We start from the raw sequence: 24,749 nt of genomic DNA, 5'->3' as shown, positions 1-24,749 counted from the left end.
GGGGTGTCCGGCACGACGCGGCCTCGAGCCTGCGCGCACCAACCGCCCATCGTACAGGGGGCCGCTGGGGCCGTCAACGCGCCCTCCGGCCGGACCCGCGCCTCCTCCGCTCGGGGACTCGCGCGCCCGTGCGCGGGTCGACGACTAGCATCCAGGGCGTGATCCTGATCGACGAGGCCGTGTGGCCCGCCCACGACACCCTGTGGGCACACCTGGTGAGCGACGCCTCGTACGACGAGTTGCACGCCTTCGCCGCCCGTCACGGGATTCCCCGCCGCGGGTTCGACCACGACCACTACGACGTGCCCGAGTCCCGCCGGGCCGAGTTGATCGCCGGGGGCGCCGTCGCCGTGACGGGCCTCGACCTCGCCCGCCGTCTCGAGCGCAGCGGGCTGCGGGTGTCCCAGCGGGTCAAGCGCGGTCTCACGGCCTGAGTCCCCGTCCACCCGGGCGACCGCGCCCCTGCGCGGTCACCACGTCGTGTCGAAGCCCTCGTAGCTGGCCACGACCGTGCCCGAGGCGATGTCGACGATGGTGGTCGTCACGCCGTCGGCGACGGGGTCGATCGTGTACGAGTAGTCCGTCGGTGTCGTCGCGTCCCCGACCGACTGGACCGCCAGGTACTGCCCGTTCGGAGAGACGTCGAAGCCCTCGATCACACCGGACGCGCTCGGGGGCTGCCAGAGCGTCCGCGACGTGGTGCCGTCGTCGGCGACGACGAGCGTGCGGTACGTGAGCCCGTCGTCGGACGGCACCGACACCTGCTGCACGACGTGGTCGGAGTCGAGGGCCACCAGGGGTCCTGCGAACGGGAGGACCCCGTCGACCGGCGCGGGCGCGCGCGGGCGCTCGTCCCCCGTGGCGAGGTCGACGACCATGGACGCGATGGCCGACGCGGCGATCAGCGTCGTGCCGTCGAGCGAGACGCCCTGCAACAGCGAGTACGTGCCGACCGGGCGGACCGGGTCGACTCCCGAGAGGTCGATCACGCTCACCGAGTCGTCGACGGCCTGGACGACGACGTCGTCCTCGCCCGGGACGAAGGCCCAGTCGGTCGGTTCGACCGGCTGCCCGGACAGGCCGAGGACCGGGGTCACCGCCCGCTCCCCCTGCAGCGGCAGCGTGTAGAGGGTCTCGACGTCCGAACCCGTCGGACGGAACGAGAACGCCAGCGTCGTCGTGGCGCGATCGGCCGCGAAACGCGTGATCAGGCCCGGCTGGCCGGGCACGGGAAGGGTCTCGACCGCGGCCCCGTCGAGCGACACGAGGCTGAGACTGCTCTGCGTCCCGTCGTCCGTGACGACGGCCATCGCGGAGTCGAACACCTCGTAGGCCTGGATGCGCGGTGCCGACCAGACGGTCGTGCGATCGGAGCCCCGCAGCCCGGCTCGTTCTATGCGGTCGTCGGCCCCACCCGTGCCTCGCACGAGCCGGTACAGCGTCGCCGGGGGCGTGCTGAACCGCGCCTCCAGGGTCGAGGTCTGTCGCTGGTAGACGCTCGAGACCCCGCCGATGCGGACGTGGTAGTCGGTGGCGTAGGCGAGCCGATCGGTGAAGGTCACCGCGACCACGTCGCCCGACGTCTGCACCGTGAACGCGGTCGCGGGCGTCACGACCACCTGCGAGGGGTCGACGTGGGCGAGCGCCTGGTTGGCGAACACCCGCAGTTGTTGGCCCGGGCGTTCGACGACAGCCGTCGTGTCGACCTGCGTCTCGCCCGCCTTCGGACCCTGGAAGTAGGTCAGCCCGACGAACGCGGAACAGACGACCGCGAGCACGGCGACGACGGCGATCCAGCGCGTGCGCCAGCGGGAGGCGGCCTCACGGGCGTCCTGCTCGGTGAGGAACACGGGGTCGGAGGCGAACGGGTCGGGCGTGGCCCCTCCCGTCGCGCCCTTGCCCCGCCCGCCCTCAGTAGAGGTACGGGTCACTGGGCTGTCCCACGGTCGTGACCTCGTCGGGCACGAGGGCGACGGGGTCCTGGCTCGAGCTGCTGCGGTTGGTGTCGAAGCCACCCGTGACCTCGACCCAGTCGTCGGCGGCGACCTGGTCCTGCCACCCGGGCAGGTAGACCGGCACGCCGATGGGCTGGGCGTCGACCGCGCAGCACGTGATGACGAAGCGCGAGACGTAGAACACGTCGTCGGGGTCGGTGTCGGACGGCGTGACGAAGCCGACGACGTCGGCGGTCTTGCCCTCGTAGAAGGCGAGGTCGGTCGTCTGCCTCAGCAGGCCGGCCCAGTCGAGGACGCTGAACGACCGGTAGGCGTCCGAGGAGGCGCCGGTCGCGTCGGCCACGGTCGTGCGGTCGAGCGACGCGGTCGACGAGTTCACGTCGCGCTGGCCGGCCGTGGCGCTGGTGAGGGTGGCCGGGGGCAGGGCGACGACAGCGATCGCGATGGCGGCGGTGACGGCGACGCCCGCCGAGAAGGCGAGGCGGCGGGCACCCGTGGCGACCGGCCGGCGTCGGCGCGGGCGGAGGCCGTCCTCGACCGCGGGCGCCTCGGCCGCGTCGAGACGCCCGTCGTGGTCGTGGCCGGGACCGTGGTCGTGGTCGTGGTGCGAGTCGTCGCCACGGACGGGCGAGAACGCCAGCGTGGCCAGTGACAACGCCATGCCGATGAGGATCATCACGACCGTGAAGACGTCGTACCGCGGGTGGATGTACAGCACGAGCTGGCCGGTCGCGGCGAGCCAGAGGGTCGCGACGCCGACGACGAGCGTCAGCAGCACCCCCTGCCACCGGTCGAGCAGTCGGCGCCAGGGGCGGGGAGCAGGGCTAGGCGACATAGTTGACCACCAGTCCGATCGCGGCGCTGGTCAGGGCCACCACGAGGGTGACCTGCCCGAGCACCTTGGGTGTGTAGGTCGTCCGCAGCAGGGCCAGCATCTTGACGTCGATGATGGGGCCGAAGACGAGGAAGGCGGCGATGCCGCCGGGCATGAAGGTCGAGGCGAACGGCAGCACGAAGAACGCGTCGACGTTCGAGCAGATCGAGATGACGAAGGCCAGCACCATCATCGCCAGCACCGACCAGACCGGGTTGCTGCCGAGCGTCACGAGCACCGACCGCGGCACGATCGTCTGGATCGCGCCGGCGATGGCCGCCCCGATGAAGAGCGCCGGCATCATCGTCGACATCTCGCGGCGGAACAGGTCGACGCTCTTCGCCGTGCGACCCCGCCCGTGCGCGTGGCCGTCGTCGACCCGGCACTCGGCCGCGAACGAGGAGGTGAGCAGGCTCTGCTGGTTGGGGTGCTTGCTGAACAGCCAGCCGATCAGGTTCGCGATGACGAACCCGCCGATCAACCGGGCCACGAGGATGCCGTTGTCCCACCCGAACGCCTGGTGCGTGGTGATGATCGTGATCGGGTTGAGGATCGGCGCCGCGAGCAGGAAGGTCATGGACTCCGAGACCGTGAAGCCCTTGAGCACGAGCCCGCGCGCCAACGGCACGTTGCCGCATTCGCAGACCGGCAGGAACATGCCGAGGAACGAGATGACCGCCCGACGGGGCAACCCCCTCTTCGGCAGCCAGGACGAGAAGAACGCCTGCGGCAGCCACTCTTGCACGATGATCGACAGGACGATGCCGAGCAGGACGAACGGCATGGACTCGACGATGACGCTGATGGTCAGCGTGACGAAGTCCTGCAGCGCGTTGGGCAGCAGACCGGGGCCGAGCAGGGGCGAGGCGACGCGGACCGCCACGAGCACGGCGAGCACGAGCCCACCGGCCACGAGCAGGGGGACGCGAGACGGCGCCCGGCGCGCACGACGACCCGTGCCGTGCCCGGCGTGCTCGGTGCGCTCCTGGACGGGTGCGCTCACCGGTCGTCCTCGCCCGGACCGGCGGGGGGCGCGAAGCGCGACCAGTCGTCCGGTGCGGGGGCCGGGTGCGCCGGGACGACGGGACGCTCGGGCGGGACCACGGGGGCCGACGGCCCCGCCGCGACGACGGTCGGGACACGGGTGAGCCGATCGTCCGCCACGGCAGGAGGCGCGGTGTCGTCGTCGGCGTCGGTCGCGTCGTCGTCCGCCTCGGCCTCGACGACCCGGGGCGCGGGCTCGACCGCCCAGACCTCGTCACCGTCGCCGCCGCCCAGCCACAGTCGGGCGAGCACGGCGCCGGCGACGAGCAGGGCCGTGTCGACGATGCCGGCCGACAGCGGGATGGTCGTCAGGTAGAGGGCGAGGTTCACCCAGGTGCCGCCGTCGATCGAGAGCACGATGCCCGGGACGATTCCGAGGACCGCCAGCGCGATCGTCCCGACGCCGCCCGCGACGACCGCGTGGCGGACCACCGTCCGGAGGTCGGACCGCGGCGTCAGCGGCCGGACGGCGACGAGCACGACGAACGAGGCGACGTAGAACGGGAACGGGTAGAGCACGAAGCTGCCGAGGAACTGCCCGACCGGTGTCGCGACGAACCCGCTGGGGAACGCCGTCACCGAGAAGCCGACCGCCGACCCGACGAGTGCGACGAGCCCGAGGGCGAAGCGGGCCACCAGGACGACGACGAGGGCCGTGCCCGCCACGAGCAGACGTTCGCGCCCCTCGGGCCCCGAGGCCGAGACGGACGCAGCCCGGAACCTCGACCTGACGGTCGGGGTTCCGGGCTGGGTCAGAGGCACGAAGTCACCCTAGACGACTCACAGATCGTCGGAGCTGACCCCCACGCCCAGGATGAACGGACCGGACTCGCCGGACGTCGTCGGCTCGGCCGGAGCCGCCGCGGTCGTGCCCTGGCTGGAGGCGCGGCGCGAGCGCGAACGCCCCTGTCCGGGCTGCTTCGGCTCGGGCAACGCACCCAGCACCGAGTCGAGCAGCTGCTCGGCGTCCTGGCTGCTGATGCGACGCGGCTCGCGGCGCGTGGTCGCCACGGGGATGTCGAGGATCGCGACCGTGGCGTCCGGGGTCGAGACCGTGGCCGACGAGCGGCGACGCTCCGTGGCCTTCGCGACCGGCGCCTCCGTGGGTTCGTCGAGGGGGGCGGCCTCGGCGGCGACCGGGGCCGACCGCTCGGCCGGAGCCGCCGCGGGGACCTCGATGACGCCGGCGCTCGAGCCGGTGGTCGTCGACTCGGCGGGTGCCGACTCGGCGCGTGCCGACTCGTCGGTGGCCTCGCCCGCCTCGCGGGCGGCTCGGGACGAACCCCGGCGACCCTTGCGTCCCGAACGACCGCGTCGGCCGTCGTCCGCGCTGTCACCGGCGGCCTCGGCTGCCGGCTCGGCCTTCGTGGCACCCGCTGCGGCGGCGTCGATGGCAGCCTCGACGGCCGCCGCGGCCTGGCTGGCTGCGTCGTCGTCCTTGATCCCGCCTTCTTCGGCGTGGGCGATGGTGCTCGCGGCGATGCGCGAGAGGGCGTTCTTCACGTCGTCGGTGATGGCGTGGGTGCCGGTCGGGGGGTTCGAGCCGCCGTTCGGCGACGCGGGGCCGCCGCGACCGGACTGCGGCCCGGTGCCGGCGCCCGCACCCGTGTTGTGGCCGTTGCCGCCCGACTTGCCGGAGCCACCGGCCTGGCCGCCCCGTCGGCGATCGCCCTGCTGGCCGCCCTTGCGGGGCTGTTGCTCCTGGACGCGCGCGGCGCTGCCGGCCTCGGAGAACGACTCCGCCAGGCCGAGGCCCAGCTTCTTGCGCGTCATCTGGACGAGCCCGAGCGACGTGACCTCAGCGACCTGGTGCTTGGTGCGGTCGCGGCTGAGGCACTCGACCAGGCGACGCAGCACGAGGTCGCGGTTGGACTCGAGCACCATGTCGATGAAGTCGACGACGATGATGCCGCCGATGTCGCGCAGGCGCAGCTGACGGACGATCTCTTCGGCGGCTTCGAGGTTGTTCTTGGTGACCGTCTCTTCGAGGTTGCCGCCCGAGCCGACGAACTTGCCGGTGTTGACGTCGACGACGGTCATCGCCTCGGTGCGGTCGATGACGAGCGAACCGCCCGAGGGCAGCCAGACCTTGCGGTCGAGCGCCTTCTCGATCTGCTCGTTGAGGCGGTACTCGTCGAAGGCGTCCTTGTCGCCCTCGTACCGCTTGACGCGGTCCATGAGGTCGGGGGCCACGGCCGACAGGTAGGACTGCAGCGTCTCGAACGCCTCGTCGCCGTCGATGACCATCTCGTGGAAGTCCTCGTTGAAGACGTCGCGCACGATCTTGATCAGCAGGTCGGGCTCGGAGTGCAGCTGGTTCGGGGCGTTGCCCGCCGCGACCTTCTCCTCGATGTCGGCCCACTGGTTCGTGAGGCGCTTGACGTCGAGGGTCAGCTGCTCTTCGGTCGCGCCCTCGGCCGCCGTGCGCACGATGACGCCCGTGTTCTCGGGCAGGGCCTCTTTGAGGATCTTCTTGAGACGCGCACGCTCGGTGTCGGGCAGCTTGCGGCTGATGCCGTTCATCGAGCCGTTGGGCACGTAGACGAGGTAGCGGCCCGGCAGCGAGATCTGGCTCGTGAGACGAGCGCCCTTGTGGCCGACGGGGTCCTTCGTGACCTGGACGAGCACGCGGTCGCCGGGCTTCAGGGCCAGCTCGATCCGACGGGGCTGGTTGCCCGTCGACAGGGAGTCCCAGTCGACCTCGCCCGAGTAGAGGACGGCGTTGCGCCCACGTCCGATGTCGACGAAGGCGGCTTCCATGCTGGGCAGCACGTTCTGCACGCGACCGAGGTAGACGTTCCCGATGAGCGAGACGTTCTGCGCCTTGGCGACGTAGTGCTCGGCCAGGGTGCCGTCTTCCATCACGCCGATCTCGATGCGGTCGCCCGACGAGCGGACGATCATCTTGCGGTCGACGCTCTCGCGACGGGCGAGGAACTCGGCCTCGGTGATGACGGTGCGGCGGCGCCCGGCGTCGCGTCCGTCGCGGCGACGCTGCTTCTTCGCCTCGAGACGCGTCGAGCCCTTGATGCGCTGCGGCTCGGTGATGAGCTCCGCCTGGCGGGGGGCACGGTCGCGGTCGCGACCACGGGTCTCGGAGTCGCGCTCTTCGCGGTCCTGCGAGCGGCCCCGCTGACGGCGGCGCGAGGCGGGCTGCTGCTCGCGGTCGTCGCGGTCGTCGCGCTCGTCACGGTCGTCCTCGCCTTCGCGGTCGTCGTCCCACGAGTCGTCGCGGTCGTACCGGTCGTCGCGGTCGTCGCGCTGTCGTCGCCCGGGGCGTGCCGGCAGGACGGTGATCTCGGGTGCGTGGAAGATCAGCGACGTGGTCGTCAGGTTCGCCGGGATCGGCGAGGCCGATGCCCCGTCGGTCGACGCGTCGTCGGCTTGGGCCGGCTGCGTCGCCGCGGCGACGAACGCCTCGGCGACGGCGTCGGTGGTGATCTGCTCGGAGGTCGGGGCCTGGGCCGCGACCTGCTCGTCGGTGGTCTCGGTCTCGTGGGTCACGGGTGATGCCTCCTGGGCGTCGTCTGTCGTCCGGACGGGTGAAGGGAGTGCTGGCTGCTGCGCGGCCGGGGTCGGCGCCGAGGCGGCGTCGACCGCCGCCTGGCGAGCCCTGAGGCCTGCGAACAATCCCCTTCTCTTCTTCGGACGTCCGTCGTTGTCTGTGTTGTCGTTCACCACTTGCGGTGCGCTCCTCGCCCCGCCGAGGCCATGCCGTCGGCAGGAATTCTCGTGTCGTGGTCGGACGGTGACGTCGCACCTGCCCCTGACCACCGCGCCCTCTCACGGCGCGCCTTGTCGGACACGTCACGTTCGGTCACCCGGGGTGTCGACCGACCTGCGGTCGTCGCCCTCGATGTCGTTCGTCGACGTGCTGTTCTTCGTGTCGCCTTGCTGGTTCGGAACTGGCCATCCGACGATGAGCGCCTGCGCTCTGGCCCGGTTTCGGGTCGGCCTGGTCGAGAACGCGATCTCTCGCGCCACGACGACGGCCGGCAGTGCCCGGTAAGCCTGGATCTCGGGACCTGGGCCCCACGACTGGCTCGATTATCGCACGCCCACGCCGGTGCGGGGTCAAAGCGGGCGCCCCGACGGCCCGTGCGATACTGCTGGGCGTGACCGTCGAGACGCCTCGGGCCGTGACCCTGCCCACCGGCCGCACCCCGTTCGTGGCCGCCGCGCTGCTGATCGTCGCCGGCCTCGGCGGCCTGGTGGGGGCCTTCGCCCTCACCCTCGACAAGTTCCGGCTGCTCGAGAACCCGGGCGCGGCGCTCGGCTGCGACGTCAACCCGTTCGTGGGCTGCTCGCCGGTCATCAACAGCTGGCAAGCCTCGCTCTTCGGGTTCCCCAACCCGATCCTCGGCCTGATCGGCTTCGCCGCCCCCGTGGCGGTGGGCCTCGGCCTCCTCGCCGGCGCCCGCTTCGCCCGCTGGTTCTGGCTCGCGTTCAACCTCGGGCTGCTGCTCGCCTGGGTCTTCGTCACCTGGCTCTTCACGCAGACGGTGTTCGTCATCGGCGCGCTCTGCCCGTGGTGCATGCTCGTCTGGCTCTTCACCATCCCGCTGTTCTGGGTGTTCACGGTGTGGGGCGCGGCTCGGGGCGTCACCGTCCCCGAGGGGCCGCTCCAGCGGGCGGCGGCACGGTTCCTCCCCTACTCGTGGGTGCTGCCGGTGCTCAACTACATCGTCGTCGCCACGACCATCGTCGTCGTGTTCCCGCTGCTGCTGCCGACGCTGTTCGGGTGACCCGCGCCTCCTCTCGTCCCCGGCGCGGTCGCGCCGACACCGTGCGTCGCACTCAGGGTGCTCCCAGCAGAATCCAGGACGGCCTCGCCAGTCTGGTCCGACGACCCCCGAGCCACGACGAGGACTGATGACGCCACCCACCGACTCCCCCGCCAGCAAGAAGGAACGCCGAGAGGCGGCCCGCGAGAAGGCCCGCATCACCCGTGAGGCCGAGGCCCGACGGCGCCGACGCAACAAGTGGCTCCTGCAGGGCGGCCTGGTCGTCGGCGTGGTGGCCGTCCTCGCGATCGTCGCCCTCGTCATCACACAGTCGATCAAGCCCGCCGGTCCCGGCCCCGCGAACATGGCGAGCGACGGCCTCGTGCTCGAAGGCTCGAACGGGGCGGTCACCGCCGTCCCGAGCGGCGCCCTCGCGGCCGACGCGACACCGACCCCGGCCCCGAGCGCCTCCGGTGACGTGCCGTCGATCGTGGTCTACCTCGACTACATGTGCCCGTTCTGCGGCCAGTTCGACACGACGAACGCCCAGCAGCTCGACGAGGCCGTGTCGAGCGGAGCCGCGACGCTGGCGATCCACCCCATCGGGTTCCTCGACAACGCCTCGCAGGGCAGCCGGTACTCGACCCGGGCCGCCAACGCCTTCGCCTGCGTCGCCAACTACGAGCCCGACAAGGCGCTCGACGTCAACACGGCCCTGTTCGCGCAGCAGCCCGAGGAGAACACCCGGGGCCTGACGAACGACGAGCTCGTCACCCTGGTGCAGGGCGCCGGGGCGACCGACGACCAGATCCCCTCGTGCATCAAGGGCGGTGACTTCGAGGACTGGGTCGCCTCGGCCACCCAGCGGGCGCTGAACGACCCGATCCCGAACTCGTCGCTCGACAAGCTCGCGAGCACCCCGCTCGTCCTGGTCAACGGCCAGCAGTACCAGGGCTCGCTGACCGATGCCAGCACCTTCGCCCAGTTCGTCGCCGAGGTGCAGAACGGCGCCTCGACCGACGACACCAGCACGGGTGAGACCGAGGGCTCGACGGCGACGCCGACCCCCTGACGACGCGAGCCGTCGACACGACCGAGCCCGCGCCTCCTGAGTCGATCAGGAGGCGCGGGCTCGGTGGTCTCCGGCGTCACGCCGGCGGGTGGCTCAGAACCAGAGGGCCAGCTCGCGCGCGGCGCTCTCGGGGCTGTCGCTGCCGTGCACCAGGTTCTGCTGCACCTTCAGGCCCCAGTCGCGGCCGAGGTCACCCCGGATCGTGCCGGGAGCCGCGGTCGTGGGGTCGGTCGTGCCGGCCAGCGAGCGGAAGCCCGTGATGACGGCGTTGCCCGCGATCCGCAGCGCGACCGTCGGGCCGCTCTGCATGAACTCGACGAGGGGCTCGTAGAAGGGTTTGCCCACGTGCTCCTCGTAGTGCTTCGCGAGCAGGTCGCGGTCGGCCTGCACGAGGCGGACGTCGACGAGCGAGTACCCCTTGGCCTCGATGCGGCGCAGGATCTCGCCGGTCAGGCCACGGGCGACGCCGTCGGGCTTGACGAGGACGAGGGTTTCTTCGAGATCGGACATTGCTCCTCTTTCGGTGGGTGGCGGGTGGCTCGCGGGCGGACGCCCGGCGAACGGGTCGGTGGGTGCCGGCTCAGGCCCCGTCGCCGGGGGCGTCGCGCAGCCGGGCGGCGTTCATGCGGTCGAGCTGCGTGCCCTTGACGAGGCAGTAGGTCCAGATCGCGACGAAGAGGGCGGCCACGACGAACATGACCGGGTCGAGGAACCCGCAGGCCACCAGGCCGAGCTGGACGAGCCAGCCGAGGCCGACCCCCCAGCGCCAGCGCAGGGTCTGCGAGATGAGCAGCGTCAGCACGATCGCGCCGAGGCCACCGCCCCAGGCGACGCCGGCCGGCAGCAGCTGCCGACCGAACACCACGAGGGTGACGAAGAACAGGGTCATGGCCTCGAGCACGAGGACGATCGAGAGCAGGCTCTCGGCCGCCCCGCGACGTCGGCGCGGGTGACGCGATCGCCCACCCGGGCCGGGGCCGGCTGCGGCGGGGGGCGGCGCGGTCGTCACGAGAGCCCCTCGGGCTGCTGCGAGAGGGCGATGACGTCGCCGACCAGCGTGATCGAGCCCGTCACGACGACCCCGCCGGGCTCGTCGCCCTCGACCTCGTCGGCCAGGTCGCGCGCCGTGCGCAGCGCCGCCACGAGGTCGGTCTCGACGACGACGCGGTCCGCACCCACGACGCCCACCGCGATGGCGGCGAGCTCGTCGGCGTCGATCGCCCGGTCGGACTGCGAACTGGTCACGACGAACTGGGTGACCGTGGGCGCCAAGGCTCGGACGATGCCTGCGGCGTCCTTGTCGGCGAGCACGCTGAGCACCGCGACGACCCCGCCGAACTGGAAGTAGTCGTCGAGCGCCTTGGCCAGGGCGCGGGCGCCGTGCGGGTTGTGCGCGGCGTCGACCAGGATCGTCGGCTCGTTGGCCACGATCTGCAGGCGACCGGGCGAGGTCGCGCTCGCGAGGCCCTCGGCCAGGACCTCGTGGTCGAGCGGCTGCGACCCGCCGCCGAGGAAGGACTCGACGGCCGCGACCGCGACGGCCGCGTTCTGGGCCTGGTGGTCACCGAACTGCGGCAACAGGAGGTCGTCGTAGCGGCCGGCGAGCCCGCGGATGGTGACGACCTGGCCGCCGACCGCGACGGTGGTCGACTCGACGCCGAAGGCGCTTCCCTCGACCGCGAGCGACCCTTCGCTCAGCTCGACGGCTCGTTCCAGCTCGGCCAGGGCCTCGGGGGTCTGCGACGCCGAGACGACGGCGGCGGTGGGCTTGACGATGCCGGCCTTGGTGCGGGCGATCTCGGCCACGGTCGAGCCGAGTCGGTTCTGGTGGTCGAGCGCGATCGGGGTGAAGACGGCGACCTGGCCGTCGGCCACGTTCGTGCTGTCCCACTCGCCTCCCATGCCGACCTCGAGCACGACCACGTCGGCGGGGGCGTCGGCGAAGCAGGCGAAGGCGAGCACCGTCAGGGCCTCGAAGAAGGTCAGGGCGGGTTCGCCCGAGGCCTCGAGGTCGGTGTCGACCATGGTCAGGTAGGGCTGGATGTCGTCCCAGTTGGCGACCAGGCGCTCGTCGCTGATCGGTTCGCCGTCGACGACGATGCGCTCGTTGAGGCGGACGAGGTGCGGGCTCGTCATCAAGCCGGTGCGCAGGCCGTGCGCCCGCAGGATGCTCTCGATCATGCGGCTGGTCGACGTCTTGCCGTTGGTGCCCGTGAGGTGGATCACCGGGTACGCCCGTTGCGGGTCGCCGAGCAGCTCGACGGCGCGCCGGGTCGGTTCGAGCCGGGGCTGCGGGGCCTGTTCGCCGATGCGCGCCGTCAGCTCGTCGGAGACACGCTGCGCCCCGACCGCGAACTCGCCCCCGCGGTCGTCAGCGGGTTCGCCGGCACGGTCGTTCTTCTCGGGGGTCATGCGCGTCGTACCTCCACGACGACGGCCGAGCCGGGGCCCGATCCGACGACGGTCTTCTCGGGCCTCTCGTCGACGCCCTCGTGGACGTCGACGATCAGCTCGGTGGTCAGGGTCTCGCGAGAGATCAGTTCGCGGTGTGCCTCGACGGCGGCGGCCGCGACGGCGTCGGTCGTGAGCGTCGTCGTGATGCGGTCGGACACGTCGAGGTCGGCGACCTTGCGGGCCTGCTGGACGGCGCGGACGAGGTCACGAGCCAGGCCCTCGGCCTCGAGCTCGGGCGTGGTCGCGGTGTCGAGCAGCACGAAGCCGCCGTCGCCGACGAAGGCGAGGGCGCTCGACGCGTCCGCGACCGCCAGCTCGAGGGTGAACTCCCCCGGCAGCAGCTCGACACCGCCGACGACGACGTTCTCGCCCGCGGGCTGCCAGTCGCCCTTCTTCGCCGCGGGGATGACCTGCTGCACCTGCTTGCCGATGCGGGGGCCGGCGACCCGGGCGTTGACGGTGAGCTTCCGGGTGACGCCGTACTCGCCGAGGCTCTCCTCGGTCAGGCGGGTCACGACGACCTGCTTGACGTTGAGTTCGTCGCGGAGGATGTCGGCGAACGCCTCGAGGCCGGCCGGATCGGGCGTGACGACCGTCAGGCGGGCCAGCGGCAGCCGGACGCGCAGCCCCTGGGCCTTGCGCAGGGCCAGACCGCTCGAGGCGACGGCCCGGACGGCGTCCATCGCGGCCACGAGGGCGTCGTCGGCCGGGAACGCCGAGGCGTCGGGCCAGTCGGTCAGGTGCACCGAGCGGTCCCCGGTGAGGCCCTTGTAGACCTCGTCGGCGACGAGCGGGGCCAGCGGGGCCGCGACCCGGGTGAGGGTCACGAGCACCGTGAAGAGGGTGTCGAACGCGTCGACGTCGTCGCCCGACCAGAACCGGTCGCGCGAGCGACGGACGTACCAGTTGGTCAGCACGTCGGCGAAATCGCGCAGCGTCGCGGTGGCCCGCGGCGTGTCGAGGGCGTCGAGCGCGGCCTCGACGTCGGAGACCAGGAGGCGCGTCTTCGCCAGCAGGTAGCGGTCGAGGACGTCGCTCGAGTCGGTTCGCCACTGCGCGTCGTAACCGGGGGCGGCGTGGCGACCCGCGCCTCCGGACGCGGCGTTGGCGTAGAGCGAGAAGAAGTACCAGGTGCTCCAGAGCGGCAGCAGGAACTGTCGGACACCCTCGCGGATGCCCTCTTCGGTGACGACGAGGTTGCCGCCGCGGATCACCGAGCTCGACATGAGGAACCAGCGCATGGCGTCGGCCCCGTCGCGGTCGAACACCTCGCTGACGTCCGGGTAGTTGCGCAGGCTCTTCGACATCTTCTGGCCGTCGGAGCCGAGCACGATGCCGTGGCTGATGACGTTCGAGAAGGCCGGGCGGTCGAACAGCGCGGTGGACAGCGTGTGCAGCGTGTAGAACCAGCCGCGGGTCTGACCGATGTACTCGACGATGAAGTCGGCGGGGCTGTGCTCGTCGAACCACTGCTGGTTCTCGAACGGGTAGTGCACCTGGGCGAACGGCATCGAGCCGCTGTCGAACCAGACGTCGAGGACGTCCTCGATGCGGCGCATGGTGCTCTGCCCGGTCGGGTCGTCGGGGTTCGGGCGGGTGAGCTCGTCGATGAAGGGGCGGTGCAGGTCGGGCTCGCCGTCGGCGTTCGTCGGGAGTCGACCGAAGTCGGCCTCCATCTCGGCCAGCGAGCCGTATACGTCGACGCGCGGGTAGGCGGGGTCGTCGCTCTTCCACACCGGGATCGGTGAACCCCAGTAGCGGTTGCGCGAGATCGACCAGTCGCGGGCGTTGCCGACCCACTTGCCGAACTGGCCGTCCTTGACGTTGTCGGGCACCCAGGTGATCTGCTGGTTCAGCTCGCCCATGCGGTCGCGGAACTCGGTGACGCGGACGAACCAGCTCGACACCGCCTTGTAGATCAGGGGGTTGCGGCAGCGCCAGCAGTGCGGGTAGCTGTGCTCGTAGCTGGCGAGGCGCAGCAGGCGGCCGTCGGCGCGGAGGCGCTGCACCAACGGCTTGTTGGCCTCGAAGACCTGCAGGCCGGCGACGCCCAGCTCGTCGAACATCGGCAGGAAGCGCCCCCCGTCGTCGACCGAGACGATGACGGGGATGCCGGCGGCGGCGCAGACCAGCTGGTCGTCCTCGCCGTAGGCCGGGGCCTGGTGCACGATGCCGGTGCCCTCGCCGGTGGCGACGTAGTCCGCGGCCAGGATGCGCCAGGCGTTCTCGGTGCCCCACTCCTCGGTGTCGGCGTAGACGTCCCAGATGCGGTCGTACTCGACGCCCTCGAGCTCGGCGCCGGTGAAGGTCGCGGTGACGGCGGACTGGGCGGCCTCGGCGGACTCGTAGCCCAGGTCACGCGCGTAGGCGCCGAGCGTGTCGGCGGCGAGCAGGAACACGCTGCCGGTCAGCAGCTCTTGGTCACCGGTGCGCTCGCCCGGCAACAGGGCGTGGGGCACGGCCACGTAGTCGATGGCCGGCCCCACGGCGAGCGCCATGTTGGTCGGGAGGGTCCACGGGGTGGTCGTCCAGGCCAGCGCCTCGACGCCGGTCAGGCCGAGCGCCTCGGCCTTGGCGCCCACGAGCGGGAACGCGACGGTGACCGTCTGGTCCTGTCGGTTCTTGTAGACGTCGTCGTCCATGCGCAGCTCGTGGTTCGACAGGGGGGTCTGGTCGTGCCAGCAGTAGGGCAGCACACGGAAGCCCTCGTACGCGAGGCCCTTGTCGTGCAGCTGCTTGAAGGCCCAGACGACGCTCTCCATGTAGTCGACGTCGAGGGTCTTGTAGTCGTGGTCGAAGTCGACCCAGCGCGCCTGACGGGTGACGTACTGCTGCCACTCGTCGGTGTACTGCAGCACCGACTTGCGGGCGGCGGCGTTGAACACGTCGATGCCCATGTCGTCGATCTCGTGCTTCTCGGTCAGACCGAGCTGGCGCATCGCCTCGAGCTCGGCGGGCAGCCCGTGGGTGTCCCAACCGAAGCGTCGGTGCACCTGCTTGCCGCGCATGGTCTGGTACCGCGGGAACACGTCTTTGGCGTAGCCCGTCAGGAGGTGTCCGTAGTGCGGCAGGCCGTTGGCGAACGGCGGGCCGTCGTAGAAGACCCACTCGTCGCAGCCCTCGCGCGCCCGGATCGACTCGGCGAAGGTGTCGTCGCGCTTCCAGAAGCCGAGGACGCCGGTCTCGATCTCGGGGAATCGCGGCGAGGCGGGGACGCCGGTGGCGTCGGAACCCTTGGGGTAGGTCATCGGTTCTCCAGGTCGTGCGGTGGGTCGCCCCCGCTGCACTGGCCGAGGGACCTTCTGACCACGAGGACGCCGTCCGGGTGCCTGACCCGGGTGACGCGGTACCACCCCGCTTGCCGCCGTCGTCGCCCTCTCGGACGGCGACCGCGACCGCTCTGCTGCGGCTGTGACGGGCCTGCCCCGCCCGGTTCTACCGACGACCACCGGGCCGTGGCCCGCCGGTCGCTTTCTTCCGGGTGCTCCCCGGTGATGGCCGGATCGATGCGTGGTCGATCCTACCGTCAGAGCCGGGGAGGCGCGAGGCCGTCCCGAGGAGCAGGATCGAGGCCATGTCCTCCACCCCGTCCGGATCGCCGGCCAAGCCCGAGAGCACGGTCACCGTGATCGTGGCGTTCCTCGCCAACCTGCTGATCGCCGTCGCGAAGACGGTCGCCGCGTTCCTGACGGGGTCGGCCTCGATGGTCGCCGAGTCGGCGCACTCGTGGGCGGACACGGGCAACGAGGTCTTCCTCTTCATCGCCGACAAGCGCGGCATCAAGCGCCGGGACGACGCGCACCCTCTCGGTTACGGCAAGGAGACGTACGTCTGGTCGATGTTCGCCGCCTTCGGCCTGTTCACCGTGGGCGCCGTCGTGTCGATCCAGCACGGCATCTCGCAGTTGACCGCCGACGAGGAGGCGGAGAACTACCTGATCAACTACGTCGTCCTCGCGATCGCATTCGCGCTCGAGGGAACGTCGTTCCTGCAGGCCTTCCGCCAGGCCAGGGGTTCGGCCCGCGAGCGGGGCGCGCCGACCCTGCGCTTCGTCCTGCGCAGCTCGAACTCGACCCTGCGGGCCGTCTTCGCCGAGGACGCGGCCGCGCTGGTCGGACTCCTCATCGCGTTCCTCGGGATCTTCCTGCACCAGATCACCGGGTCGGCGGTGTTCGACGCGATCGGGTCGATCGCCGTCGGCGTGCTGCTCGGCGTGGTGGCTCTCGTGCTGGTCGACCGCAACCGGCGGTTCCTCGTCGGCGAGAGCCCGTCGGACGAACTCGAGTCGACCGTCCTCGAGCGCCTCCTGGCCCGCCCCGAGATCGCTCGCGTGACGTATCTGCACACCGAGTTCGTGGGCCCCGGCCGGCTCTACCTGGTCGCAGCGGTCGACATGACCGGCAACGACCGTGAAGAGCACGTCGCGGTGGCACTCCGCAGGGTCGAGCGAGAGCTCGAGGACCACGACGCGGTCGAAGAAGCCGTGCTCACCCTCTCCACGCCGGACGAGCCGAGCCTGACGCCCCGGAGGGCATCCGACCCGGCTCGTCGCTGACGGCCGCGCGGCGGCTCAGCCCCGGGAGGCGCGGCGCCGGGCGACGAAGACGGTCGCCACCCCGAGACCCACGAGCACCATGCCGGTGAGACCCGCCCACGGCGCCGTCTCGGACGGGCCGGTGAAGGCGAGGTCGGAGCGGTGCGCGGCGGCGACGACGCGGGTGCTGCCCACCACCGCCGGTCGCACGGTGACCGGCACGGCAGCGGGTTCGGTCGGAGCAGCCGTGACCACGGGCGCGGCCAGCGTGAACTCGACGGTCACCGGTGCCGACAGGCGACTCAGTGAGGGCTGCGCCTCGCCCCCGAGGGCGGGGTCCCCGACTCCGACGTATTGCTGCACCGTGGCCCGCCACGAGCCGTAGGGCAGGCCGTCGGCGATGGCCCAGGTACCGTCGGATCGAACGACCGGGGCGTCGTAGTCGCTTCCCCATCCGGTCTGCGCCGACAGCGCTTCGTACGAGTAGTGGAGCCACGAGCCCGCCACCGCGGTGCCCTCGAGGACGAACGAGCCGCCACCCGGCCACGTCGTGGACGGCGTCCGGAGGACCTCACCCTGACGAGGGGAGCTGATGGCGACGGCGGGCGAGGTCGGGACCTCCACCCGGAACGACCGGATCTCGGACCCGATCACGACACCGCGCTCGTCCTGCACGACCACGGTCACCGACTGGTCGGCCGGCGCGTCGTCGTCGAGGTGGACGTACCGCGAGACACGCGGACCCTGCGCCTCGAACTCGCCACCGAGCGATTCTCCGGCCGAGTCGAACAGCTCGTACGAGACGAGCGCCTCGGTCGTGTCGATGACGAGCTCGTAGCCGAGGGCCGGGTACACGGCACCTTGCTGCGGACTCGCGACGGAGAAGGCCGCGGCCCGGGCGACGACGCCGGCGGTGGCGGGAGGGACGACCGTGGTCGCGTCGATCGTCTCGGGCAGCTCGTCGTCCGTCGGATCGAGACCGACCACCGGCTCGACCGTGGGCTCCACGGCAGGCTCCACGAGCTGATCGGCGCCGGGGACGGGCTGCTCGGCGGGTCCGACGATGCCCGGGGGCTCCTCCACCGCCTCGACCACCGGCGCGGTGACCGACGGGGTGACCGCCGCCTCCTGCTCGATCGGAAGCGACTCCGCAGAGGCCGCCTGTCCGCTCAGTGCGATGCCCCCCAGGGCGATGACGATGGCCGTCGACAGCGCGGTGGCGGTCGACACGGTCTTCTTCATGAGTGGTGTCCTCTTCCGTGAGTCAGGGTGGACCGGTCGCCCTGACCCACCCCGGGGCGACCGGTCGTCGTCCCGGTGACCCGGTCCGACGAGCACGACGTTAGCCAGGACTGACGACGATTCCTCACGCCGTGACCAGGCCGTGACCAGATGTCATCCGCGAGTGTGAGACCGCCTCACTCCTCCGGCGTCGCGCGGGCTCACCCTCTCGTTCGGGGGATGATTTGTGACGCATCCCGTGGTCGCTTCCAGCCACTTCATGACGCTCTCGGCTACCGTGATGCAGTGCAAGCAGTCATCAAGCTCATCAGAGAGCACCCCTCCGCGGCGCGGTTCCTCGTCGTCGGGGGCATCGGCTTCGTGATCACCATGGTGATCAACTACGGGCTCAAGCTGTTCGTCATCCCCCAGCACCCGGTCACCGCCCTCGCGCTGGGCATCATCGTCGCGACGGTCTTCTCGTACTGGATGAACAAGAAGTGGTCGTTCGACGACCGGAGCGAGCGTCACACCGCCCACGAGATGCTGCTGTTCGTGATCGTCAGCCTCGTCGGCGTCGCCATCAACTCGGCCCCCGCCTACCTGTCCCGATACGGCCTCGGCCTCGAGGTGCCGAACGTGTCGCTGGCCACACAAGAGATCGCCGACTTCGTCAGCGGCCCGATCATAGGCACCATGCTCGCCATGGTCTTCCGCTACTGGGCCATGAACAAGTGGGTCTTCCCGAAGCGCGCCGAGCTCGTCGACGTTCTCTCGCCCACGTCCCCCTCGACGTCGCCGACACCCACCGTCTAGGCCGAGCGCGCCTCCCGGGCGTCGAGCCCGTCCGCGACGGGCCCGACGGCCGCCGCGACGACCGGCCCGAGGGGGCCCCGCGACACCCCGGCACGAGCCCAGGTGGCGATCGCAGCCGCCGCGGCGGCGATCAGGGCCGATCCGACGACCTGGGACGAGAGATCCGACCGATCGCGGTCCGAGCGCTCGGCGACGTACGACGCGACGACCCCCTGCTGGCGCACGAACCGGACGGCGGCCGACGCGACGAGGTCGTCGCCGAGGGCCATCGCCTCGGACTGGGTCAGTGCCCAGGGCACGCGCTCGGGGTCGTGGCCCTCGGCGAGCGCGACGAGCGCCGCCTCGACGGCCCGGACCGGCGAGAGCCCCGAGGAGGCGCGCAGCAGGTCCCCGAGATCGGCGAGGCTCCGGTCGAGGTCGAGCCAGAAGAGGTCGGACTTGGCCTCGAAGTAGTTGAAGAAGGTGCCGCGGCTGACGCCGGCCCGGCGGGCGATGTCGTCGACGGTCGTCCCGGCGTATCCGTTCTCGAGGAACAGCTCGGCGGCCGCGTCGGCCAGCATCTCGGCGGACGAGCGGCGAGGTCGGCCGACCGGCCGCCGGGTGCGGGTCGGGCCTGGTCCATCTGACATGGCCACCATCATGCCGCTAGACTCGACGGCGCACTTGTTGCACCCGGTCCACGAATGTCGTCCTCTTCCTCGGCGTCGTCGGATCACACCCGACGTCCCGTCACTCCCCACGCCCGGAGCCCCATGCGCAGCCGCCTGCCCGTCCTGATCGCCGCCACCGCCGTCGCGAGCCTCGTGCTCGCCGGCTGCACGAGCGGGGGCGACCCCGACGTCTCCTCCACCCCGGTCTCCGGGGGCACGCTCACCTACGCCTCGGGCGACGCCGAGCCGACCTGCCTCGACCCCCACGTGGGCGGCAACTACCCGCAGGCGCTCGTGTCGACGCAGTACCTCGAGTCGCTCGTCTCGAAGGACGCGAACGGTGACATCGTGCCGTGGCTGGCCGACTCCTGGCAAGAGGCCTCCGACGGCCTCAGCTGGACCTTCACGCTGAAGGACGGCGTGACCTTCACCGACGGCACGCCGTTCGACGCCGCCGCCGTGGCGGCCAACGTCGCCCACCTCCAAGACCCCACGACGCTGTCGTCGACCGGGTACCTCGCCCTCGGCAAGGTCACGGGCGTCGAGGCGGTCGACGCCCGCACGGCACGCTTCAACCTGAGCGAGCCCGACAGCGCCCTCCTCGAGTCCCTCTCGCAGCCCTGGCTCGCGATGGAGTCGCCCGAGGCCCTGACCCGCAGCCAGGAGGTCAACTGCGAGTCGCCGGTCGGCACCGGCCCGTTCGTGGTCGACTCGTGGACCAAACAGCAGCAGGTCGTCCTCACCCGCAACGACGACTACGCCTCGCCCCCGGCCGACGCCGGGCACCAGGGGCCCGCGTACCTCGACGAGATCGTCTGGCGGTTCATCCCCGACTCGGCGTCCCGCTACGCCGCGCTGCAGGCCGGCCAGGTCGACGTGATCGACAACGCGCAGCCCGACACCCTCGTCGCCGCGGCGAAGGACGACTCGCTCGACGAGATCGACGCCCCGCGCCCGGGCGCCTCCAACCGCATCGAGCTCAACGCCGGCAAGGCGCCCTTCGACGACCCGAGCGTCCGCGAGGCGTTCATCCGCGGGGTCGACGTCGACTCGGGCATCGACTCGTTGTTCTTCGGCACGGCGACGCGGTCCTACAGCCCGTTGTCGAGCGTCGAGCCGCTGGCGTTCTCCGACGAGTCGCTCTTCGACGTCGACACCGACGCGGCGAACGACCTGCTCGACCGGGCCGGGTGGACCACCCGCGACGCGGACGGGTACCGGACGAAGGACGGCGTGCGCCTCGCCGCGACGTTCCCGGTGAGCACGAACCAGTCGATCCCGGCCGAGCAGTCGCTGTTCGAGCAGGTCCAGGCCGGCGCGAAGGATCTCGGCTTCGACGTCACCCTCGAGCCCCTCGACCTCTCGAGCTGGTACGGCGCCCTCGCCGCGAACGAGTACGACCTGGTGAGCGCGCCGTACACGAAGGTCGGCCCCGACGTGTTGCGCATCCTCTACGACAGCGACGGCATCACCCCGGCCCCGAGCGGCTACTTCGCCAACCTGTCGCAGACGAGCGAACCGGCCCTCGACGACCTCCTGACCCGCGCCTCCGAGACGAGCGACGCCGACGAGCGCGCCGACCTCTACCAGCAGGCGCAGCAGATGATCCTCGAGGGGTGGCACGTCCTGCCGCTGTACGACCAGCAGAACCACTACCTGGTGCGCTCGGCCGTCCAGGGCGTCCGTGCCCTGCCGACGGTCCAGGCTCCGACGATGTACGACGCGTACAAGGCGAGCTGACCGGGTGCGTCCGGGGCGGTGGCGACGGGCGGGTCGGTGGCTCGTCGGCCGCCTGCTCGGTGCGGTCTTCGTGCTCTGGGCCGTCGCGACGCTGATCTTCTTCGCCATCCGGCTCGTACCCGGCGACCCGGCCGAGGCGATCCTCGGCGGTCCGGGGTCGCAGGCGTCGGCCGAGGCCCTCGACACGGTCCGCCGGCAGTACGGCCTCGACCAGCCGCTGCTCGTCCAGTACCTCGCGCAGCTCGGTCGACTCGCGAGGGGTGACCTCGGCACCTCGTACTCGCTGCGCACCGACGTCGGCCGGTTGCTGCTCGACCAGTTGCCGGGCACGATCGGCCTCGCCCTGCTGGCCCTGGTCGTGGCCTGGCTGCTGGCGATCGCGACGGCCTGGTGGGCGTCCCTCAGCGGCCGGGTCGCCTCGGCGGTGTCGTCCGGGCTCGAGGTCGTCGCCTCGGCCGTGCCGCACTTCTGGCTGGCCAGCCTGCTGATCCTGGTCCTCAGCACCGAGCTCGGGCTGCTGCCCCCGGTGAGCACGGGCACCCCCGCGGGGCTCGTCCTGCCGGTCGTCACGCTCGCGATCCCCGTCGCGGGGTTCCTCGGCCAGGTCACCCGCGACTCGCTCCTCGACGCCGCGGCCACCCCGTTCGCCCTCTCGGCTCGTGCCCGGGGCGAGAGCCCGTCGGGGCTCTTCGTCCGCCACCTGCTCCGACACGCGGCCCTGCCCGGGCTCGCCCTGTCGGGCTGGGCGTTCGGCTCGCTGCTCAGCGGCGCCGTCGTGGTCGAGTCGGTCTTCGCGCGCCCGGGCCTCGGCCGCACCCTGCTCGGGGCGGTCACGTTGCGCGACATCCCGCTCGTGACCGGTGTCGCCCTCGTCTCGGCTCTCGCCTACGTCGTCGTGGTCGCCCTCGGCGACCTGGCCGAGCGCGCCGTCGACCCGAGAGGGCGCGCGGCATGACCGCGCTGCCCGACCTGCCCCGGGGCGCCGACCCGGCCCGCGCCTTCTCGTCCCGGGTCGCCCGGCGGCGCCTGCCGCTCGGCCCGGCGGAACTCGTCGCGGCCGCTCTGCTGCTGCTCGTGGTCGCGATGGCGGTCGCACCGCACCTGCTGGCCCCCGCCGACCCGCTCGCCGTGTCGCCGACCGACGCGTTCACCGGCCCGTTGCCCGCGCACCCGTTCGGCACGGACGAGTCCGGGCGAGGCGTGTGGACCCGCGTCGTCCACGGGGCCGGTGCCTCGCTGACGATCGGGCTCGTCGCCACGCTGATCGGCACGGGGCTGGGTGTGGCGCTCGGCGTCCTGGCGGGCCTCGGCGGTCGCGGCCTCGTCGGCCGGGCGACCGACGCGGGCGTGAGTCGCGTGCTCGAGGTCCTCTTCGCCCTGCCCGGCCTGCTGCTGGCGCTCGTCGTCATCGCGTTCACCGGGCCCGGGGCCGTGCCGGCGACGATCGCCGTCGGCCTCGCGACCGCCCCCGGGTACGCCCGCATCGTCCGCAGCCAGGTGGCGTCCGTCCGCCGGTCGCCGATGGTCGAGGCCGCGACCGTGCTCGGGCGCCGTCCCGGCGTCGTGCTGCTGCGCCACGTGCTGCCGAACGCCCTCGCCCCCGTCGTCGTACTCGCCACGCTGGGCCTCGGCCAGGCCGTGGTCTGGGCCTCGTCGCTGAGCTACCTGGGACTCGGGTCGCCACCCCCGGCGCCCGAGTGGGGTGCGATGCTCTCGGCCGGGCGCACGTACCTCGCGGTCGCCTGGTGGATGACCGTCTTCCCGGGGCTGGCCGTCGTGGTGACGGCCGCGTCGGCCACGGTGCTGGGGCGCGGTCTGGCGCGACGGGGACGAGGAGGACGGCGATGACCACGGAACCGCCGCCGACCGGCGCCGCTCTCGGCGACCCCCACCGCGCCTCCTCGGACGACCTCGTCGTCGACCGTCTGCACGTCGCGTTCGACGGGGTGACCGCCGTCGACGACGTGTCCTTCTCGCTGCGGCCCGGCGAGTGCGTGGCCCTGGTCGGCGAGTCCGGCTCGGGCAAGAGCGTGACCGCCCGGGCCGTGCTCGGGCTGACCGGCGGCACCGTGAAGGCCGGCGCCCTGCGACTCGGGGACGACGACCTGCTCACGCTGACCGAGCGCCGCTGGCGCCGGCTGCGTGGCCCGCGCATCGGGCTCGTGTTGCAGGACGCCCTGGTCTCGCTCGACCCCCTGCGACCCGTCGGCCGCGAGATCGACGACGCCCTGCGCCTGCACACGCGACTCTCGCCGACCGCCCGTCGGGCCCGGGTGCTCGAGGTCCTCACCGAGGTCGGCATGCCCGACCCCGAGGTGCGCCGCGGCCTGCGGTCGGGCGAGCTCTCGGGCGGGCTGCGGCAGCGGGCGCTCATCGCCGCGGCCCTCGCCCTGCGGCCCGGCGTGATCGTCGCCGACGAACCGACCACCGCCCTCGACGCCGAGGTGCAGCGCCTCGTCGTCGACCGGCTCGCCGCCCTGCGTGACGGGGGCACGGCCGTCCTCGCGATCAGCCACGACCTCGGGGTCGTGCGCCGCCTGGCCGACCGCGTCGTCGTGATGCGCGACGGGCGCGTCGTCGAGCAGGGCCCCACGGAGACCGTGCTCGACTCGCCGCAGGCCGACTACACGCGCATGCTCCTGGCCGCCCTGCCGGGTGGTGCCCCGCGGGGTCGGCGCCTGTCCGCCCCCGTGACGCTCGACGGCCCGAACGCAGGAGGCGCGCGAGCGTCGACGACGCCGGTCGCCTCCGACGCACCCCCACCAGGAGGCGCGCGCGGCTCGTCGACGCCGGCCGCGTCGACGATTCCCCCCGACGGCCCCGTCCTCGTGGCGACGGGCCTGCGCCGTGTCTTCGCGGGGCGCCGGGGGCCGGACCGGGTCGCCGTGGACGACGTCTCGCTCTCGCTGCGGGCCGGCGAGACGCTCGGCCTCGTCGGAGCGTCGGGCTCGGGCAAGACGACGACGGCTCGTCTGCTGCTCGGACTCGACGACCCCGACGCAGGGACGGTCGACCTGCTCGGCACGACCTGGGCCCCGGCGCGCGAGCGCGATCGCCGTCCCCGCCGTGGCGACCTCGGGGCCGTCTACCAGGACCCCTCGAGCTCGTTCGACCCGCGCTTCACCGTCGGTCGCCTGCTGGCCGACGCGCTGACGGCCGGCCGCAGCACGCGCCTCCGGCCGGTCGCGACCGAGGTCGTCGCCCTGCTGGCGCGCGTCGGTCTCGACGCCGACACGGCCGCGCGACGACCCGACACGCTGTCGGGAGGCCAGCGTCAGCGCGTCGCCATCGCCCGGGCCCTCGCACCGCGGCCCCGCGTGATCGTCTGCGACGAGCCGGTCTCGGCGCTCGACGTCTCGGTGCAGGCCCAGGTGCTCGACCTGCTCGACGAGCTGCAGCGGCAGGACGGGCTCGCCTACGTCTTCATCTCGCACGACCTGGACGTCGTCGAGCACATGTCCGACCGGGTCGCCGTGATGCACGAGGGCCGGATCGTCGAGCAGGGCCGCACGGCGGACGTGTTCGGCGCCCCGCAGCACGCCCACACCCGCGCTCTGCTCGCCGCTCGCCCCTAGCCCCGCCCGACCGGCCCGGCCCGGCCCGGCCAGATGACACGACGTGCCGCTCACCTCCGAGGGTGAACGGCACGTCGTGATGTCTCGAAC

General features: G+C 72.2%; 20 protein-coding genes. 9 read left to right on the top strand and 11 right to left on the bottom strand.

Annotated elements, in window-relative coordinates; translation table 11 throughout:
* Positions 1-158 precede the first annotated feature (158 nt).
* Positions 159-434: a DUF4031 domain-containing protein gene (locus AC1MBW_RS11970; RefSeq protein WP_369813603.1), complete on the top strand. Its 276-nt coding sequence runs from the start codon at positions 159-161 to the stop codon at positions 432-434.
* Positions 435-470: 36 nt separating this feature from the next.
* Here the strand turns inward: AC1MBW_RS11970 and AC1MBW_RS11965 are convergent, their stop codons facing one another.
* From AC1MBW_RS11965 to AC1MBW_RS11945, 5 genes are read right to left on the bottom strand one after another with little or no spacing between them, the layout of a single operon-like run.
* A complete protein-coding gene (locus AC1MBW_RS11965; RefSeq protein WP_480024612.1) occupies positions 471-1,931 on the bottom strand; it encodes a hypothetical protein in 1,461 nt (486 codons plus the stop codon).
* Positions 1,912-2,790, bottom strand: coding sequence for a TIGR03943 family putative permease subunit (locus tag AC1MBW_RS11960; RefSeq protein ID WP_480024611.1), 879 nt, complete (start codon positions 2,788-2,790; stop codon positions 1,912-1,914). Before AC1MBW_RS11960 ends, AC1MBW_RS11965 begins: the two co-directional genes overlap by 20 nt.
* Positions 2,780-3,832: a permease gene (locus tag AC1MBW_RS11955; RefSeq protein ID WP_054145975.1), complete on the bottom strand. Its 1,053-nt coding sequence runs from the start codon at positions 3,830-3,832 to the stop codon at positions 2,780-2,782. The genes AC1MBW_RS11960 and AC1MBW_RS11955 overlap by 11 nt, the downstream gene beginning before the upstream one ends.
* A complete protein-coding gene (locus tag AC1MBW_RS11950; protein WP_054145974.1) occupies positions 3,829-4,635 on the bottom strand; it encodes a hypothetical protein in 807 nt (268 codons plus the stop codon). The genes AC1MBW_RS11955 and AC1MBW_RS11950 overlap by 4 nt, the downstream gene beginning before the upstream one ends.
* Positions 4,636-4,653: 18 nt before the next feature.
* Positions 4,654-7,554, bottom strand: a complete 2,901-nt coding sequence (locus tag AC1MBW_RS11945) for an Rne/Rng family ribonuclease (RefSeq protein ID WP_480024610.1) — start codon at positions 7,552-7,554, stop codon at positions 4,654-4,656.
* A 434-nt stretch (positions 7,555-7,988) separates the two neighbouring features.
* On the opposite strand from AC1MBW_RS11945, the gene AC1MBW_RS11940 reads away from it, so the two are divergent.
* On the top strand, positions 7,989-8,618 hold the full coding sequence (locus AC1MBW_RS11940; RefSeq protein ID WP_235451006.1) for a vitamin K epoxide reductase family protein: 630 nt from the start codon (positions 7,989-7,991) through the stop codon (positions 8,616-8,618).
* Between the two features lie 127 nt (positions 8,619-8,745).
* Positions 8,746-9,669, top strand: coding sequence for a DsbA family protein (locus tag AC1MBW_RS11935; protein ID WP_054145971.1), 924 nt, complete (start codon positions 8,746-8,748; stop codon positions 9,667-9,669).
* 93 nt (positions 9,670-9,762) lie between these two features.
* Here AC1MBW_RS11935 and ndk read toward each other — a convergent pair whose 3' ends face one another.
* The 4 genes from ndk to ileS form a co-directional block, all read right to left on the bottom strand.
* Positions 9,763-10,179: a nucleoside-diphosphate kinase gene (gene ndk / locus AC1MBW_RS11930; RefSeq protein WP_054145970.1), complete on the bottom strand. Its 417-nt coding sequence runs from the start codon at positions 10,177-10,179 to the stop codon at positions 9,763-9,765.
* Positions 10,180-10,249: 70 nt separating this feature from the next.
* On the bottom strand, positions 10,250-10,678 hold the full coding sequence (locus AC1MBW_RS11925; RefSeq protein ID WP_054145969.1) for a DUF4233 domain-containing protein: 429 nt from the start codon (positions 10,676-10,678) through the stop codon (positions 10,250-10,252).
* Complete coding sequence (locus AC1MBW_RS11920) at positions 10,675-12,081, bottom strand: bifunctional folylpolyglutamate synthase/dihydrofolate synthase (protein WP_480024609.1); 1,407 nt, start codon at positions 12,079-12,081, stop codon at positions 10,675-10,677. Before AC1MBW_RS11920 ends, AC1MBW_RS11925 begins: the two co-directional genes overlap by 4 nt.
* Positions 12,078-15,371 carry an isoleucine--tRNA ligase gene (ileS, locus tag AC1MBW_RS11915; RefSeq protein WP_480024608.1) on the bottom strand — a complete coding sequence of 1,098 codons (3,294 nt, stop codon included), beginning with the start codon at positions 15,369-15,371 and terminating at the stop codon, positions 12,078-12,080. Before ileS ends, AC1MBW_RS11920 begins: the two co-directional genes overlap by 4 nt.
* Positions 15,372-15,697: 326 nt before the next feature.
* On the opposite strand from ileS, the gene AC1MBW_RS11910 reads away from it, so the two are divergent.
* The gene (locus AC1MBW_RS11910) at positions 15,698-16,678 is read left to right on the top strand and encodes a cation diffusion facilitator family transporter (RefSeq protein ID WP_054145967.1); all 981 of its coding nucleotides are present in this window, start codon (positions 15,698-15,700) and stop codon (positions 16,676-16,678) included.
* Between the two features lie 15 nt (positions 16,679-16,693).
* Here AC1MBW_RS11910 and AC1MBW_RS11905 read toward each other — a convergent pair whose 3' ends face one another.
* Positions 16,694-17,899, bottom strand: a complete 1,206-nt coding sequence (locus AC1MBW_RS11905; protein WP_480024607.1) for a hypothetical protein — start codon at positions 17,897-17,899, stop codon at positions 16,694-16,696.
* Positions 17,900-18,184: 285 nt separating this feature from the next.
* Here AC1MBW_RS11905 and AC1MBW_RS11900 point away from each other — a divergent pair, with 285 nt between their 5' ends.
* The gene (locus AC1MBW_RS11900) at positions 18,185-18,694 is read left to right on the top strand and encodes a GtrA family protein (RefSeq protein WP_054145965.1); all 510 of its coding nucleotides are present in this window, start codon (positions 18,185-18,187) and stop codon (positions 18,692-18,694) included.
* Here the strand turns inward: AC1MBW_RS11900 and AC1MBW_RS11895 are convergent.
* A complete protein-coding gene (locus AC1MBW_RS11895; protein ID WP_480024606.1) occupies positions 18,691-19,323 on the bottom strand; it encodes a TetR/AcrR family transcriptional regulator in 633 nt (210 codons plus the stop codon). The genes AC1MBW_RS11900 and AC1MBW_RS11895 overlap by 4 nt on opposite strands.
* 123 nt (positions 19,324-19,446) lie before the next feature.
* Between AC1MBW_RS11895 and AC1MBW_RS11890 the strand changes: the two genes are divergently transcribed.
* The 4 genes from AC1MBW_RS11890 to AC1MBW_RS11875 are packed head-to-tail and all read left to right on the top strand — an operon-like array spanning position 19,447 to position 24,659.
* Positions 19,447-21,084: an ABC transporter substrate-binding protein gene (locus AC1MBW_RS11890; protein WP_480024605.1), complete on the top strand. Its 1,638-nt coding sequence runs from the start codon at positions 19,447-19,449 to the stop codon at positions 21,082-21,084.
* Between the two features lie 4 nt (positions 21,085-21,088).
* Positions 21,089-22,039 (top strand): ABC transporter permease, encoded by a 951-nt coding sequence (locus AC1MBW_RS11885; RefSeq protein WP_480024604.1) that lies wholly within the window; start codon positions 21,089-21,091, stop codon positions 22,037-22,039.
* Positions 22,036-22,932 carry an ABC transporter permease gene (locus AC1MBW_RS11880; protein WP_480024603.1) on the top strand — a complete coding sequence of 299 codons (897 nt, stop codon included), beginning with the start codon at positions 22,036-22,038 and terminating at the stop codon, positions 22,930-22,932. The genes AC1MBW_RS11885 and AC1MBW_RS11880 overlap by 4 nt, the downstream gene beginning before the upstream one ends.
* Positions 22,929-24,659: a dipeptide ABC transporter ATP-binding protein gene (locus AC1MBW_RS11875; RefSeq protein ID WP_480024602.1), complete on the top strand. Its 1,731-nt coding sequence runs from the start codon at positions 22,929-22,931 to the stop codon at positions 24,657-24,659. The genes AC1MBW_RS11880 and AC1MBW_RS11875 overlap by 4 nt, the downstream gene beginning before the upstream one ends.
* The last annotated feature ends 90 nt before the right edge of the window (positions 24,660-24,749 follow it).

It is taken from the genome of Frigoribacterium sp. AP1, assembly GCF_056680555.1.
Note: the sequence above shows the minus strand (reverse complement) of the source record. Positions and strands in the feature narration are given on the sequence as shown.

What these genes read in the sequence shown, in the direction of transcription:
- AC1MBW_RS11960 (WP_480024611.1), bottom strand. Translation starts at nt 2,790, where the DNA reads ATGTCGCCTAGCCCTGCTCCCCGCCCCTGGCGCCGACTGCTCGACCGG.
- ndk (WP_054145970.1), bottom strand. Translation starts at nt 10,179, where the DNA reads ATGTCCGATCTCGAAGAAACCCTCGTCCTCGTCAAGCCCGACGGCGTC.
- AC1MBW_RS11910 (WP_054145967.1), top strand. Translation starts at nt 15,698, where the DNA reads ATGTCCTCCACCCCGTCCGGATCGCCGGCCAAGCCCGAGAGCACGGTC.
- AC1MBW_RS11895 (WP_480024606.1), bottom strand. Translation starts at nt 19,323, where the DNA reads ATGTCAGATGGACCAGGCCCGACCCGCACCCGGCGGCCGGTCGGCCGA.
- AC1MBW_RS11890 (WP_480024605.1), top strand. Translation starts at nt 19,447, where the DNA reads ATGCGCAGCCGCCTGCCCGTCCTGATCGCCGCCACCGCCGTCGCGAGC.
- AC1MBW_RS11875 (WP_480024602.1), top strand. Translation starts at nt 22,929, where the DNA reads ATGACCACGGAACCGCCGCCGACCGGCGCCGCTCTCGGCGACCCCCAC.
- AC1MBW_RS11935 (WP_054145971.1), top strand. Translation starts at nt 8,746, where the DNA reads ATGACGCCACCCACCGACTCCCCCGCCAGCAAGAAGGAACGCCGAGAG.
- ileS (WP_480024608.1), bottom strand. Translation starts at nt 15,371, where the DNA reads ATGACCTACCCCAAGGGTTCCGACGCCACCGGCGTCCCCGCCTCGCCG.
- AC1MBW_RS11920 (WP_480024609.1), bottom strand. Translation starts at nt 12,081, where the DNA reads ATGACCCCCGAGAAGAACGACCGTGCCGGCGAACCCGCTGACGACCGC.
- AC1MBW_RS11905 (WP_480024607.1), bottom strand. Translation starts at nt 17,899, where the DNA reads ATGAAGAAGACCGTGTCGACCGCCACCGCGCTGTCGACGGCCATCGTC.
- AC1MBW_RS11880 (WP_480024603.1), top strand. Translation starts at nt 22,036, where the DNA reads ATGACCGCGCTGCCCGACCTGCCCCGGGGCGCCGACCCGGCCCGCGCC.